9 protein-coding genes are annotated in these 14,877 nt (G+C 37.7%); all 9 read right to left on the bottom strand.

Annotated features, from left to right (window positions below; all coding sequences use genetic code 11):
- Positions 1 to 53: 53 nt before the first annotated feature.
- Positions 54 to 2,063 carry a T9SS type A sorting domain-containing protein gene (locus IPM56_06105; GenBank protein ID QQS37525.1) on the bottom strand — a complete coding sequence of 670 codons (2,010 nt, stop codon included), beginning with the start codon at positions 2,061 to 2,063 and terminating at the stop codon, positions 54 to 56.
- A gap of 79 nt (positions 2,064 to 2,142) precedes the next feature.
- A complete protein-coding gene (locus IPM56_06100) occupies positions 2,143 to 4,206 on the bottom strand; it encodes a VCBS repeat-containing protein (GenBank protein QQS37524.1) in 2,064 nt (687 codons plus the stop codon).
- Between the two features lie 157 nt (positions 4,207 to 4,363).
- Positions 4,364 to 6,241, bottom strand: coding sequence for a right-handed parallel beta-helix repeat-containing protein (locus IPM56_06095; protein QQS37523.1), 1,878 nt, complete (start codon positions 6,239 to 6,241; stop codon positions 4,364 to 4,366).
- A 155-nt stretch (positions 6,242 to 6,396) separates the two neighbouring features.
- Positions 6,397 to 6,960 (bottom strand): T9SS type A sorting domain-containing protein, encoded by a 564-nt coding sequence (locus IPM56_06090; GenBank protein ID QQS38235.1) that lies wholly within the window; start codon positions 6,958 to 6,960, stop codon positions 6,397 to 6,399.
- Positions 6,961 to 9,099: 2,139 nt separating this feature from the next.
- Positions 9,100 to 9,549, bottom strand: coding sequence for an NYN domain-containing protein (locus tag IPM56_06085; protein QQS37522.1), 450 nt, complete (start codon positions 9,547 to 9,549; stop codon positions 9,100 to 9,102).
- 8 nt (positions 9,550 to 9,557) lie between these two features.
- Positions 9,558 to 12,104, bottom strand: a complete 2,547-nt coding sequence (locus IPM56_06080) for an LPS-assembly protein LptD (protein QQS37521.1) — start codon at positions 12,102 to 12,104, stop codon at positions 9,558 to 9,560.
- Between the two features lie 46 nt (positions 12,105 to 12,150).
- Complete coding sequence (locus IPM56_06075) at positions 12,151 to 13,110, bottom strand: ROK family protein (GenBank protein QQS37520.1); 960 nt, start codon at positions 13,108 to 13,110, stop codon at positions 12,151 to 12,153.
- A gap of 21 nt (positions 13,111 to 13,131) precedes the next feature.
- On the bottom strand, positions 13,132 to 14,097 hold the full coding sequence (locus IPM56_06070; protein ID QQS37519.1) for a pyridoxal-phosphate dependent enzyme: 966 nt from the start codon (positions 14,095 to 14,097) through the stop codon (positions 13,132 to 13,134).
- Positions 14,094 to 14,864: a 3-deoxy-manno-octulosonate cytidylyltransferase gene (gene kdsB, locus IPM56_06065; GenBank protein ID QQS37518.1), complete on the bottom strand. Its 771-nt coding sequence runs from the start codon at positions 14,862 to 14,864 to the stop codon at positions 14,094 to 14,096. The genes IPM56_06070 and kdsB overlap by 4 nt, the downstream gene beginning before the upstream one ends.
- Between the last annotated feature and the right edge of the window lie 13 nt (positions 14,865 to 14,877).

Genomic DNA, 14,877 nt, shown 5'->3' with positions numbered 1-14,877 from the left:
CACTACACCTCAAATTAAAAAAAATATTATGATATAAAAAGATTTTTTTTTGGTTATTTCAGCAGCATCATTTTACGGGTAAAACTATTTCCATTCACAACTAAACGATAAATATAAAAACCACTCGCCATGTTTGCTGTGGAATTAAATTCAACCTCATAAACACCAGCAGGTTTTTCTTCGTTTACAAGTGTAGCAATTTCATTTCCTAAAATATCATATACCTTCAGACTTACCCATTGATTTGATAAAGACATATTGTCATTCTCATCCAGACTATACTTGATCTTTGTTGCAGGGTTAAATGGATTAGGATAGTTTTGATGTAGAGAAAATTTATCAGGAGATAAAATTTCAATTTCAATAACTTCTGAAAAGGTATATGAGCCGCTAAAATCTATTTGCCTTAACCTGTATTGATACTTTCCGGAAGAAAGATTTTCATCTGCAAAAGTATAATTCTGTATTTCAGTTGTTGTGCCGGCACCATTAATAAATGAAATCACATCCCATTCAGTATCATCACTGTTTCGCTGAAGTTCAAATCCGGCATTGTTTAGTTCAGAACTAGTTGACCACTTAAGAACTACGGAATGATCAGCAATCTCAGCAGAAAAGGAACTCAGTTCAACAGGAACAACTGAAGTAGGAACAAGTTCGATATCCAGGATAGTCGGTGTTAAATTTTGAACAGTAACACCGTTAATTATCTGATCATAATAACCGGGCGCTGTTATTTTCAGGTTATATGTACCCGCGAAGATCATTCTTGTATAAACACCTGTCAATGAATCGGAATAAACAAATGAGCTGTCCATATCGTGACTGAGTACAGTGATCTTTGCTTTCAAAGGATTTCCTGTTGTATCCGTAATTAAACCTCTGATGCCATGCAGAGAATGTTCCATATATCTAAGAAATGATTTTCTGTTGTAGTTCCAATGTGCCGGAAGTAAAGAAGGTGATAATAATTTGGTATCGGAAATTTCAACTGTCAGTTCTCTTCCGTTTGCAAAATATGTAAAGAAGTCCTGTCTCCCCCCTGTAATCCTATACCAGGCATAACCATTTGTGATTCCATCATTATATCCGTTCATATAATTTGAAGGACTGTTTGCCTGACATGTGTCTGCGTACAGATGTGATATATACTGCCACCAGCTATCATCAGCGTGAAGTCTTGCCCATGTATCCCAGGGGTAGTTCACTACTTCAGTACCGCCATGAAAATTTGCGGAAAGTACAAAGTTATTTGCATAAGCAAGATTCATCATCGCGATTGTTTCCGGCTGCCATGCATTTCCATCAGGATGCGGTCCATCAGCAGGGTCAGGAAAATTACGATTGATATCGATATTGTTTGCGTTATAGCGCGTCGCGCCATTCACTGTTGAATTGCCTGTTCTGTATGTTCCATCGGGATTTCCAAGTGGGTTTATCCAGATTTCCAGATTGTTAACAAGATTATTAATTCTTGCATCAGTTGAATAAGTACTGAGAAGAGAATCTATTAACCTGAGCATCAATACATATCCTGTAGTTTCATCGCCATGCATACTGGAAGAAAACATAAACTGAGGTTCAGCTTCGTGAATCATTACGTTATCAGATATAACAGCAAATAGTATTTTCCTTCCCTGTATGGTAGTTCCTGCATCAACGATTTTGCAGATGCCGGGATAGTTGATCGAAAACATATTCATCATATTGACGTATGCGTCATATGTCGGGTATGAATCCCACTCAGCTATCTCATCAATGTCATCACTCATTTCCGGGTTTATTAGTGTTCCCGGATGCGGAAGGATTTTGTAATTATAATTAAGCTTAAGGAATTCAGTAAACTCTTTGCGGTTGGCATACGCATAAACTTCTGCACCATTTACTTCATCAATTGAAATAACTTTTGTGAGAGAGTTTATTTCCCATTTATCCGCGACATTAAAGTTGAAATATATTTCGGTTTTGTCTTTAAAGATTTCATCGACAATGTTTTGAGCAAATGTGAAGTGTATTGAAGAAAATGAAAAAAGCAGGATTACGAAAAGGAAAAATTTTTTCATTAGTTACCCCGGAAAATTATTAAAAATATTACCGGCGGAAATAAATCCGCCGATGCTCTATCCAAACTTACTGAAATTACTATTTAATCAGTATCATTTGTTTTGATTGACGGAATAAAGTCTCACCGTTAGATTGAACGGCAAGTGAGTACATATAAATTCCGCTTGATAATCCTTCAGCGTTAAACACTGCTTCATATTGTCCTGATGATTTTTCCTCATTGACTAATTCAGCAACTTCTCTTCCAAGTATATCGAAGACTCTCAGAACAACCCGCAGAGATGAGGCTTCCCTCGTTGCCACTGAAGGTATTGAATATGAAATTATTGTTGAAGGATTAAAAGGATTGGGATAATTCTGTTGAAGCTTAAAAATATTCACCGGAGCTATTTCAACGTTTACTGTATGTGAATATTTGAATGTGCCATCAAGATCGATTTGTTTCAACCTGTATTGATATTTCCCCTGCTGCAATTCCAAGTCAGGATAACTGTAGTTGTGAACTTGAGTTGTAGTACCGTATCCATTTACAAAACCAATTCTATCCCATCGATCCGATGACAAATTTTTTCTTTCAATTTCAAATCCTGAATTATTTATCTCGGATGATGTCTGCCAATGCAAAGTTACATCACTTCCATTTACTTCCAAGGAAAATGATGTCAGTTCAACGGGGATTACTGATGTATTAATAAAAACCATAACGGGTTCTCTTGCAGTACCGATAGCAAGATCTAAAAAGCCGTCCCCATTCACATCACCAAACGCAATCGCATTTGATGATGACGATGCTATATAAGTCCAGGACGGAGTGGTTTCAATTACACCATTGTCGTTCATAAAGATTTCTGTTCTTCGGTTCCCGAAATGAACAACAGCCAGATCAGGAAATCCATCCCTGTTTACGTCACCCCAAATCAAATCCTGAGATGATGTACTTGTACTTGCTGAACTCCAAACAGGTGATGAACTCATAACGCCATTTATGTTTTTATATATGACAGTTGAATTGCCGCTTCCGCCTAATGCAAGATCAAGATATCCGTCGTTATCATAATCAGCCCAGGCACATCCTTTCTGTGAAATAGTATTTCCGACTGTCCATCCCGGAAGCGTTGACATAACACCATTGCTGTTAAAGTAGATTCCGCTTTGATAGTTAACCCACTTGCAGGCTGCCATATCGCCTTTAGTCATATATTTGAATCGCATTTCAATCATATCACCGGGATCAATATTCATCCCGAATGACACCCAGCCATTAAGTGCATCATAACAATAGTTTGTGGTGATCACACCGTTAATTCTTATCGAATCAATTTTTACAATGTTCGTTAATTGTAGATGAAGGACACTCGATGGAACAGATGTAATTAATGTCATCATACTATCTCTGACTGAGTTATTATCCATATCAGCAAATGCTACGGTATTAGTTATCATTTCATCCGCAGAAGAATAGCCCGGCGTATTTGAAAGAACACCATTGTTGTTGAAGAAAATCTGAATCGGCTTGGTTGGAATTACAGAATTACCCTGGTTGGCAAAAGCCAGATCAAGATCACCATCTCCGTCGACATCATGAAATGCAGCACCAACCGTCCATGCAGCATCATTTGAAATCCATGAAGGCGTTGTTTCAAGTCCCGTTTGAGAATTCATATAAATGACTGACGGCACATAACCTTCATTACCGTTAGCGGCAAGAAGATCAACCAAACCATCTTTGTTCACATCAGCAAACTTCACGTCTGTTGTTGATCGTTCATCAGTTGAAATCCATGCCGGTAAAGTATCAAGCACTCCGCCGTCGTTTCTGAATATCATTGTTTCATAATCATTAATTGGAGGGAATGAGTTACTGAAATAACAGCCTGCCGCAAGATCAAGATCGCCATCACCATCATAATCGCCCCAGGCAAGTCCGCCTATCTGACGGTCACGTTGTGCCTGCCAGTCAGGCGCTGTTCCAAATGGTGCAGCTAAGCGTGTAGATGTCTGTATCACTTCACCGGATTGACCTTTGATATAACTATTAGTGAATTTGCCGTCATCACTGATTTCTCTTATTTCAGTTTTATGCTGGGCGAGTGTGAACTGAAAACAAACCGCAACTAAAAAAATTAAACTTAGTTTTTTCATTACTACCTCTGAATAAAAATGAATCCAACAGGAACAATTTTAATAATAATACCTTTGTTAATACTAAACTTATAAAATACCTGACTTATATTCGATGATAAAATAAAAAAGGCGATCATTACTGATCGCCTAAAATTTTCACTTACTGAATACAGTTTTACTTTAAGAGCATCATTTTTCCTGTATCACTAAACACAGGAATGTTGTTTTCACTTTTTACCATTATCTGGTATATATAAACTCCTGTTGCTATATCACTGTATGTTTTTCCAACCAGCATTTTGTAACCGTTCGCTCTTTGCCTCTCTTCTGTGTTTGGGTGAAACACAACTTCATAATAACCTCTTTCCTGCCACTGGTTTACCAACACTCTCACTAACTCTCCTTTGATATCATAGACATATAACTTTACATAACCTGATTCTTTCAATTTATATGCAATAATTGTTGATGGGTTAAACGGGTTTGGATAGTTCTGATAAAGCCGGTAGTCACTTACAATTGTGGGATTGTCATCTATTGCCGTGAGTTTTACTGCAATCTCTTCACTTACCCCTGATTCATTTCCCTGGTTATCAACTGCTGTTAGTTTGTAATAATAAGTCTCAACATTTGGTGGAGTAAGATGTGAATAGGCTGTATCGGTAAGGTTTAACACAAGTGTTGTGCTGTCTGCTGTAAAGTCTGCGACTGTATCCCTGAAAAGCTTATACTCGTTAAAGTCCGCTTCAGTGTTCCTGTTCCACCTAACTGTTATCGTTCCTGAATCAAATAGTGCAAGTACATTTCTTGGTGGACGTGGTGCTAAATCCTGGTAGTTATAAACTTCTCCATACAATCCTCCATATAAACCGATGTCTATCCTGCTGCTGTCTTTGTCTTTCATATTTGGGGCACCCGCGTCTATCAATGGAGAATATTTCTGCAAATGGAAATCCAGCTCGCCTTGTGTTGTGTCATCATTAACTACCATCGGGTCAAATGATAAGTTGGTGCTGTCAGGTGTAAAGTTAGAATAATTTATTGTGTTGGTGTTCCATACATTATTGTATTGAATTAACGGATTGGGTTCTGTTGAATATTTTGCAATACCTGTGTTTGTACCGATTACAACATTGTGCTTTGCTACATTGGGTGCAGGTCCTATTACTATTCCTGTACCGAGGTTTCCGGTTACAAAGTTATTCTGAAGGTCAATGTATGGCACTCCGTTAATACGTATTCCTTCTACTCCACTTTCTGCATATATAAGATTATTGTAAACCTTTGCTGAGTCAGATACGTATAAACTTATTCCCCACTGACCGTGTCTCATTACAATTGTATTGTGTGCAATTATAGGTCTTGCACCTCCCAGTTGGTCAATCCCTCGAATCCCAATTTCGTTTGTTTCTATATAGTTTGAATCAATTATAGGGGTGAATGAATAATTAAATCCCTCAATATGAATACCCGAACCTCCCTGATAATTATTTTGAGTAATGTAGTTTTGACGAACAATTGCATTAGAATTGAAGACATAAATTTCTACCCGGTTATCTATTATGACATTTTTATAGACTGTTGAATACAACCCTGAATATATTCCACCTATGCCATTTGTTACTTTGTTTTCTGTAATAAAATTACTACCTACTCCGTATATGCCATATGCCATATCGGAATTATAATATGGAATAATATGAAATCCTTTGAAGTGACAGCTATCCCTAACCTCTACAGCGCGATATTGAGAATTTGTAACAAGTTCTCTCGTATCAATCACACAACTATCCATCCCCGCACCAATAAGTGACAAGCCAGGTATCATAATTACCTGCTCTTTGTAAACACCATTTGCAACATAAATAGTATCACCAAACTGAGAGATGTTAATGCACTTCTGTATGCTGTCCGCAGCAGTTTCCCAGCTTATGTATGGCGGTGTGCTGCTGCCGGTTTTGCTTACATAGCGTGTTGTAGCGTGGGTAATGTATAATGTACAATTTACAATGTACAGGGAGAGGAAAAGAAGAAGAAACTTATTTGGTTTCATAAAGTTACCCGTCGGTTTTTAACCACTGGTTGTAACTTAATCTTTTATAAATTGATTTGCGAGTGGGAAATAAAAAAGGCGATCAAACTGATCGCCTTAATACTAATTGAATTTTACAACCGTCTGACTTCTCACGTCTGACGTTTGACGTTAACCTACTTCATCAGCATAAGTTTTTTTGTATCGCTGAAACTTCCGGCATTAATCTTATAGAAGTATACACCGCTTGAAAGCTGGCTAGCATCAAATGTTATTTCATAAGTCGCGGCTTCTTTCTGCTCATTAACGAGTGTGGTTACTTCATTGCCGAGAATATCAAATACTTTTATTGTTACATGTTCAGTTACAGGAACAGAGTATTTTATTGTAGTTGACGGGTTAAACGGATTCGGGTAATTCTGATCTAAATTAAAGACCAGCGGTTTATTAACATCAACAGCTAGTTCAGTTGAGTATTCAAATGAACCATCGTAATCAACTTGTTTAAGCCTGTAGAAATATCTTCCGGGTTGTGATACCTGCTTATCTGAAAACGAATAAACCTGTTGTGATGCGGTTGTTCCGTAACCATCAACAAATCCAATCTTTTCATACTCAGTTCGTTTTGAATTATTTTCAATCGAACGTTCAACCTCAAATCCTCTGTTATTTAATTCAGTTGCTGTAACCCAGCTAAGATCCACAGATTCATTTGAGATAGAAGCATTAAACGATACCATCTCAACAGGTATTACATTTGAAACGTGTAGTGTTACAGTTCTTCTATGAACAGGAATACCTTGCGGACCGGCTCCGGTAAATGTTATTGTATAGTTACCGGGAGTTACGCTGCCGGATGTTCTCGCCCAGAATTGAACCGCACCCGGAAAAGTTGAAAGCGATCCTGATCCAACAGGTGTAACGGTAATTGTACCTGAAGCTGGTGTAGGTGTAACTACAGCCGTAAAGTTCGCAACATCATCGTATAATTTTACGCCAGGTACATTAACGGTAAACATAGTACTGTCATTGTCAACATAGACTGTATCAGCAGAATGCGACATCAGCATTGCAAAGTCAGGGAAATATCCTACAAAGCTACCGTATCCGCCGTTGCGGAAATCTGTCCACATAGCCAGAGCCTGATTGCCTGAAGAAGTTATAGCATCATAATCACCCTGGTAGTTTGGTCCTGAGCCACCGCTTAAATTAATTCTGAAATGCCTGTTTGTAACTCTCTGATTTGGTGCAAATGTCTGACCACCATCATCAGTGTAAGTAGCGTAAACATCCATACTATCGCGGGTAGGAACATTTCTTGTGTCATAAAATTTCACATATAATCTTCCGTTTTGTTTGTCACACCAGATTGCAGGGTGGAACTGGAAATTATTCTGTGAATTTGGATCATCATTAACTACAGTCGCACTTGACCATGTTGCGCCCTGGTCTGTAGAATAACGTAAAAAAATATCAGATCTGTTTCCGTCGCCGGCTGGATTATTTGAAGCATAAACCAGGTACAATCTTCCGCGGTATGGACCATAACTATTATCAGCAGCGATGAAAGGATAAGGACGGCATCTCATTCCCTGCACTGTTGATCTTCCACTTATCTGGGTTCCTATCAGATTTGAAAACTGATGCTGTGATTGCTGAGTAAAATTAAGTCCGCCGTTTGTTGAACGATAGAACGTATAAATACCGGCTGCATTTGTACCGGAGTGAGTAACTACATAAACACATCCGCCGGGTACATCACCGCCGACTGTATTCGGACCAACGGCAACCATCATTCCCGGTAATGTTTGAGTTGCAAAGGTTGCGGTATTAGTGAATGATGTTCCAAAATTTGTACTGCGCGCAAAATTACCAGATCCGCTGTTTGTCATTGTGGTGTAAACGTAATTTGAGTAAGGACCTGCTGACTGATCAGCGGCAATCCAGTTTTTATCATTACCGTTTATAGCAGTTACTGAAGCACCCCAGGTAGCACCGTTATCTGTTGACCTGATAACTTTACAACCTGTTATACCGCCGAACATTGTTTCATAATATAAATTCCCAAGACTATCATAAGCAGTTACAGGATCTCCGTTTGCTGAAACACCGAAAGGAGGAGTAGAGGTAGTCCAGTCATGTCCGTTATTAGATCTGTATGCGGTGTTTGTATTGTAGGCTCCGAAAAACTGAAGAGGATTCAGGGGATTAGTTGATATGTGCGGTTCTGCAAAAGCGGTACCGATATCAAAATTATCATAACCATCAGGAGTGGTTATAACATCAAGTTCAAATGATGTAGGGACATATTCATCGAGCATCCAAACAGGAACATTATCAATGTTAGGATCATCGATGTACTGTGCGAATGCATCTCCGCATAGTAGTACAGCAGTTATCAACAAAAATGATAAACACTGAAATAAAATAGTACGCGGCATCTTCATTTTACCTCTCTTTTTTTTATGAATTGAAATTAGAGTTAAATAAAATTTTTCTTGTTATAAAATTGATTTTTGATTTATCCGTCTCCCTTATTTTTTTACGGCTTGGCAGTAAACATGTACCGCAGGAAAATAATTTGATATAATTTTTATGTTTTAGTGTTTGGGGTAAATTCCCCGTCAAGAAGCGTAAGAATTTCTGTCCTAAAATATTAAATATTTTCAAGTTTACAACATAAGTTTTAAATATTTCGGAGATGTATTAGTTAAAGTTTTTATCACATTCTCAGTCAGCAAGTAGTCACATCAAACAGATATTTTCATAGCAAATAGTTACTTACTTTCTTTGATCAGAATATCAATCCGGTCTTCAAAATAAAAATAAGGTGATTGGATACAGGTATAGTTAAAAAGCTTTATAAAACGGGACTTAGCCTAAACACCGAATAATCTTTTGAACTCATCATTATCATCAATTTCTTTCCGGCGGGTTTCCTCATCATCGGTTTTATCCGCATAAATACTTTGCAAAAAGTTTTCGCTGGACAAATATTCACATCTGCAAACCTTTGCAAACTGTTGAAGATTTGAATCCGATGTAACAACTATAACATTTTTTTTGTTTTGGGTGTGCTCGATCTGTTCTTTTATTTTATGGTCAGCTTCTTTTGAATCCGAGTATACAATTTTTGATTTGGTTGAATTTAAAGGCGATGATTCAAATCCATCAAAATGAATAAACACTTTATGATTTTTATCATGAAAATAATTGTTGATGATGTTTACAAGTTTTTCCCTGGATGCCTCCCCGTCTTTCTTTTGAAGATTTGCAAGCTGCTTGCTTTTGCCAATCAGATTATTACCGTCGATTATATAAGTCTTCATTCGAAGGATTATCTTCCATCAAAAAATTCATCGCGCTTGGTTACTTTCAGATCTTGTAGCTGCGGAGCTTTGACTCTTATTTCGAACCTATAGCCCCGGTAAATTCCAAGCGGCTGCCACGTAAAATTCATTAACCAGCAATGAAGATCACGAGATATTTTTATTTGTGGTGCTGCAAATTCTTTTCTTTCAAGATCATAACTGCCGGCGAATGAGAATTTCCAGTTCTTTGTAATATTGAAATTAACACTTCCGCTTAGCCCTGAAAATTTTGTCATCTTTAGCGGTGTTGGCTTGTTGACTGAATAGTTATAGTTAAGTGAAATATCCCATGGTATGGAGAAGTCAGCATCCTTCTCGTTGTAAATACCCTGGTAAACATTCCCTGTATTACCCAATTGATATTGATCATTCTGCTGCTGAGGTACATAATCACTTCCGTCACCCGAAGTGAGCCTGTCTCCTGAAAGACTTGTCGAAATTGAAAAATTAAAATTCGTAAGTCTTAGCAATCCTTTTCCCTGGTTGATAAGAAATTTATTGATCCTATTGCTTTCTTCACTGTAATCGTAAAGTGTATAAGTTGAGGAACCGGAAAAACTTAAGTACTGCCCGATTTGTGTTCTGTAATTTAAACTGATGTCAGAAAATTTCAGACTGTCGGCGGCAAAGTTATAACCGACAGAGGCATTAAGATTCAGCAGTTGAATTTTATTTTCTCTGGATGTTGTATCTGTAGGATCAACAGCGGTTTTCATTTCAAATATGTTTGAGACAGAAAACGAAATATTCTGCTGTTCCTGGTTTGAAGCACCGCCGAAAATTTCACGTTCAAACTTACTGTACTTAACTTCCTCGCCCTTTGAATTTACATAAGAAGAGTAATAATCCCAGAATGGTGTCGAGAAATCAGGAGTGTAGTTATATGAAATTGTCGGGCTTATTGTGTGCCTGATCGCACTTACGCCAAGCGAATTAGGCTGGAACATACCATAAATTTTTGTCGACGCGCTTAATCCCAATCCGAATGTTCTTACCATATTAATTTTATAAACATCATCGGTTGTTACAACGTCTCTTCCCGCGGTATCAATACCTGTGACACTTTTCTCAACCATCTTGTTGTACCATTTTTCCTGGTATCTGAAACTTGGTGTAAAACTAAAATAACCGATTTTAGGGGCAAAGCTTGTTGAGATGTTATGCTGAATACCGCCTCTTATACGTAGGTCACCATCTGTCTTTACCCGGTTATTCTGAAGTTGCGAGTTATAACTGACTCCAAAAGTTTCATACCATTTTTTTTCTCCCGAACCGCCTTTTCGTTGAAACGGATACATCTGCGATTTGCTGAAAGAAATACTTGGAAGTACTTCATTAATATTTCCGCTTTCGAGTGATTGAGTCCGGCTGTAACTTCCCGATAAACTTATTCCTGATTCTTCCCAGGACTTAAATACGGTTGCATTTGAAAAAATATCATTCCTAAGAAGTTCATTAAAATCAGTTACGTTTCTTCTTAAATAATTTCCTGAAATGAATTCAAGATTGGCATCAAACCGTAAAGTAGGTGTAATACTTTGATTATGATTCCACCTTATTCTCCAGTCTGTCCGTTCATCTTTATTTTCATCAGTACTTTCGCCGGTCTTAAAGAATGAGTAACCTGTTTCAAGATTTCCTGTATAACTATATCGTTGTGCATACCGGAAACGGCTGTTAAGATTGTAACTGCCGCGGGTATAATAGTCTGCGGTCAGGTTCAGATCCATATAATCACTGATCGCCCAAAAATATCCAAAACGGGAAAAGTATCTTCCATAAGTTCCATCATCACCGAATGCCGGAGGAATTATTCCGCTTCTTCTTCCCTTCTCAATCGGGAAAACCGCAAACGGTATGGGTACTGGAAATGGAACACCTCCAAAGTTTATCCATATCCACTCAGCAATTATCTGTTCCTTATTAATCACCTTCATATGCTTTGCAGAAAAATGATAATGCGGACAATCCTCTGTACAGGTAGTATAAATTCCATCTTCAATAAAATATGTTTCCTTATCCATCTTTTTAATTTTGGCACCGGAATATTTCGTCCCATCATCTTCAGTTCCTGCCGATGAAATAAATCCCTGCTGTGTCTTGAAGTTATACTTCATCCTGAAGCCTTCGTATGTTTCGCCTTTTTCGACCAGCACGGGAGTGCCGTCATATTTCCCTTCAGCTGAATCACTCTCAACACCTATAGCTTCAATTGTACTTGTGTTGAAGTCAACTAACATTGAAGCGCTCTTCAAATCCGTCTCTTTATACTTAAGTTCGCCGTTCCCATAAATATTCATCTTTTTGTTTTTCACATTGAAGATGAGTGAATCCTCCGAACTGACATAAATTATTGTATCAACATCCGATTTCTTTGATTTGAGAGAATCAACAACATTAAGAGAATCATTTAAAGAAGTGAAAAGTGAGTCGACAAGTTTCAGCGAGTCAACATCCTGCGCAAACAGTTGAAGGTTAAAAAACAGAATAACAAGAGGAACGATTATTTTCATATACGAAAATATAAATATCCCGCTTTATTTAATATGACAAAACTTTTCAGGACTTATAGAACACCAGTGCTGATGCACCTTTTATACCCGCATCATTCTTTAATCGCGCAGGAATAATTTTTATTCTTTTACGTTTAGGGAAAAGAACTTTACTTACGATTGTATCCTTTATCGATGATAATAAAGGAGTACCAAATCCGGATATTCCGCCGCCAATAATGAACGTGGTTATATCAAGAATATTACTGACAGAAGTTAGAGCTGTCCCGATATAAACACCAAGATCAGTAATGACGCCGGATGCATACTTATCATTTTCCTCCGCAGCCCTTTGAATATTTTTTGGAGAAACGTTTTGAAGATCGCTCCCGATAATTTCCCAGAGTTTTGAGTCATTGTTTGCCGGCAGTTCTTCCTTAACTCTGTTCTTCAAATAGTTATTACCGGCATAAGCTTCCACACATCCGGTGGACCCGCAATTGCAGGAAGCACCATTACTATCTATTATAACGTGACCAAGTTCTCCGGCAGCTCCCGACTCCCCATGAAATATTTTTTTATTGATAACTATTCCGCCGCCAACACCTGTTCCAAGTGTCACCATAATAAATGAATCATATTTTCTGCCTGCACCAAAAATAAGCTCGCCAATCGCAGCAGCGTTTGCGTCATTTTCGAGGACAACTTTCTTATTAAACTTTTTCTCAATCTTTTTCCTGATATCAACTTTGCCCCAGCCGGGAAGATTCGGAGGGCTTTGTACTAATCCGCTTTTATTAGATACTGTGCCGGGAAATCCAATCCCTATTCCTTTAATTTTCATATCCCGGTTTTCAAGTACTGAATCAATACCCGCAATTATCTGGTTTATAATGTGAACCGGACCTTTATCTGCTTCTGTCTTCAACGATGTTTTGGAAATTATTCTGCCGGAATTAGAAACGATTCCTATCTTGATATTAGTTCCGCCAAGATCAACACCTACTGAATATTTTTCTTTCTTCATCAGAAAATTTCCATTTAGAGTTTATTTGATTGATAGGTATTCTTTGCTTTTACTCATTACTCCCCATATTCCACCTGTATGCAGAAAAATATTTCCGCCGCACTTATGCTGACTAATGAATAAATCATAGTATGCGTTGAAAGCTTTGCCTGTGTATGCAGGATCAAGTATGATTCCTGTTTCAAGAGCAAACTTTTTAATCAATGATAATTTTTTGCGAGTAATATTTTTATATCCCTCTTTTGAATACCCGTCAACAACCACGAGCTGCTCGGGATTAATTTTTGTCATTATATTATTTTCAAGCAGACACGCTTCAGCAAGCATTAGAATTTTTTTTCTGATTTCCTCTTTGGAGTACAAGACATTGACTGCGTATACTTTTGCTTTAATTTTTTTGTGCGTAAAACCAGCAATAATACCCGCTGCAGTGCCGCCGCTGCCAGCTGCTAAAACAATTCCCTTGATTCTGGATAGATCAATCTGTTTCTGTAATTCATCGACAAAATCCATATAGCCCATAATTCCAATTGAGGTGGACCCGCCTTCGGGAATGACAAAAACATTCTTTCCTTCTTTTACATACTTATTTCTTTCAGCAGTCATTATCTCATTAACATTTTCATATTCTTTCCTGTCAAGAAATTTTATTTCAGCATTGAAATACTTATAAAAGAAAGAATTGCCTGAAAAAGATTTAGCAGCTTTTCCCCATAAGAATAATTTTGTTTTAAGTCCTAATTGAGAGGCAGCAATTACAGTTGCGCGTGCGTGATTTGACTGTTCACCTCCGCAGGTAAAAATATATTCTGCTTTTTCTTTTTTTGCCTGAGATAACAGGTATTCAAGTTTTCTTACTTTGTTGCCGCTTAGCTCAATTCCGGTAAGATCATCCCGTTTGATAAAAAATTTTTGATTCTCAAATGTTACCTGCTGAAGCGGGGTCGGAATATTTGTCAGTTTTATCCGTGAGATACTTGACATCATTTTGTCTTCTTTAATTGTGAATAATATTTTCTTGCCCGTGAAAGATCATCAGGCGTGTCAACTGAGAGTGTATCAAATTCTGTTACTACAATTTTTATCTTCATCCCGTTTTCGAGCATTCTCAACTGTTCAAGTTTCTCTGTCTGTTCCAGGTCAGTGGCTTCAAGTCTTGTGAATTTAAGTAATGCTTCACGTCTGTAAACATATAGTCCTATATGTTTATATATATCTGTTTTTTGTATCCGTTCTAGATATGAACGGGCATCACGTACAAAAGGAATTGGAGAGCGTGAGAAATACATTGCAAAGTTATTATAATCAAAAACAACTTTAGGGATTGACGGAGATTTAAGCTCTTCAACAGTTTCAATTTTTTTTGCCAATGTTGAAATACTGATCGATCTGTCAAATAACAACGGCTCAATTGCCTGGTCAATCATTGTCCCATTAATAAATGGTTCATCACCTTGTATGTTCACAATAATTTTTGCTTCGGGAATATCTTTAATTACATATGCGAGTCTGTCGGAGCCTGTGGGAATATCTTTTGGTGTCATTAAAACGTTAGCGCCGAAATTTTTAGCCGCTTCTTCAACCTTCGTATCATCTACAGCAATAATAACTTTATTAAGCAGCTTTGATTTGAGCGAACTTTCGTATGTGTGCTGAATCATAGGTTTACCGCCAATATCCGCAAGAGGTTTGCCAAGAAGTCTTGTAGATGCAAAGCGGGCAGGAATTATTCCTACAACCATTTGTTTTTCCATACCGGAACTTACC

The organism is Ignavibacteriales bacterium, from assembly GCA_016700155.1.
Lineage (GTDB): Bacteria > Bacteroidota > Ignavibacteria > Ignavibacteriales > Ignavibacteriaceae.
Note: the sequence above shows the minus strand (reverse complement) of the source record. Positions and strands in the feature narration are given on the sequence as shown.

Coding starts and splice junctions, on each gene's coding strand:
- kdsB (QQS37518.1), bottom strand. CDS start 14,864: ATGGAAAAACAAATGGTTGTAGGAATAATTCCTGCCCGCTTTGCATCT.
- IPM56_06075 (QQS37520.1), bottom strand. CDS start 13,110: ATGAAGAAAGAAAAATATTCAGTAGGTGTTGATCTTGGCGGAACTAAT.
- IPM56_06070 (QQS37519.1), bottom strand. CDS start 14,097: ATGATGTCAAGTATCTCACGGATAAAACTGACAAATATTCCGACCCCG.
- IPM56_06105 (QQS37525.1), bottom strand. CDS start 2,063: ATGAAAAAATTTTTCCTTTTCGTAATCCTGCTTTTTTCATTTTCTTCA.
- IPM56_06090 (QQS38235.1), bottom strand. CDS start 6,960: ATGGTATCGTTTAATGCTTCTATCTCAAATGAATCTGTGGATCTTAGC.
- IPM56_06095 (QQS37523.1), bottom strand. CDS start 6,241: ATGAAACCAAATAAGTTTCTTCTTCTTTTCCTCTCCCTGTACATTGTA.
- IPM56_06085 (QQS37522.1), bottom strand. CDS start 9,549: ATGAAGACTTATATAATCGACGGTAATAATCTGATTGGCAAAAGCAAG.
- IPM56_06080 (QQS37521.1), bottom strand. CDS start 12,104: ATGAAAATAATCGTTCCTCTTGTTATTCTGTTTTTTAACCTTCAACTG.
- IPM56_06100 (QQS37524.1), bottom strand. CDS start 4,206: ATGAAAAAACTAAGTTTAATTTTTTTAGTTGCGGTTTGTTTTCAGTTC.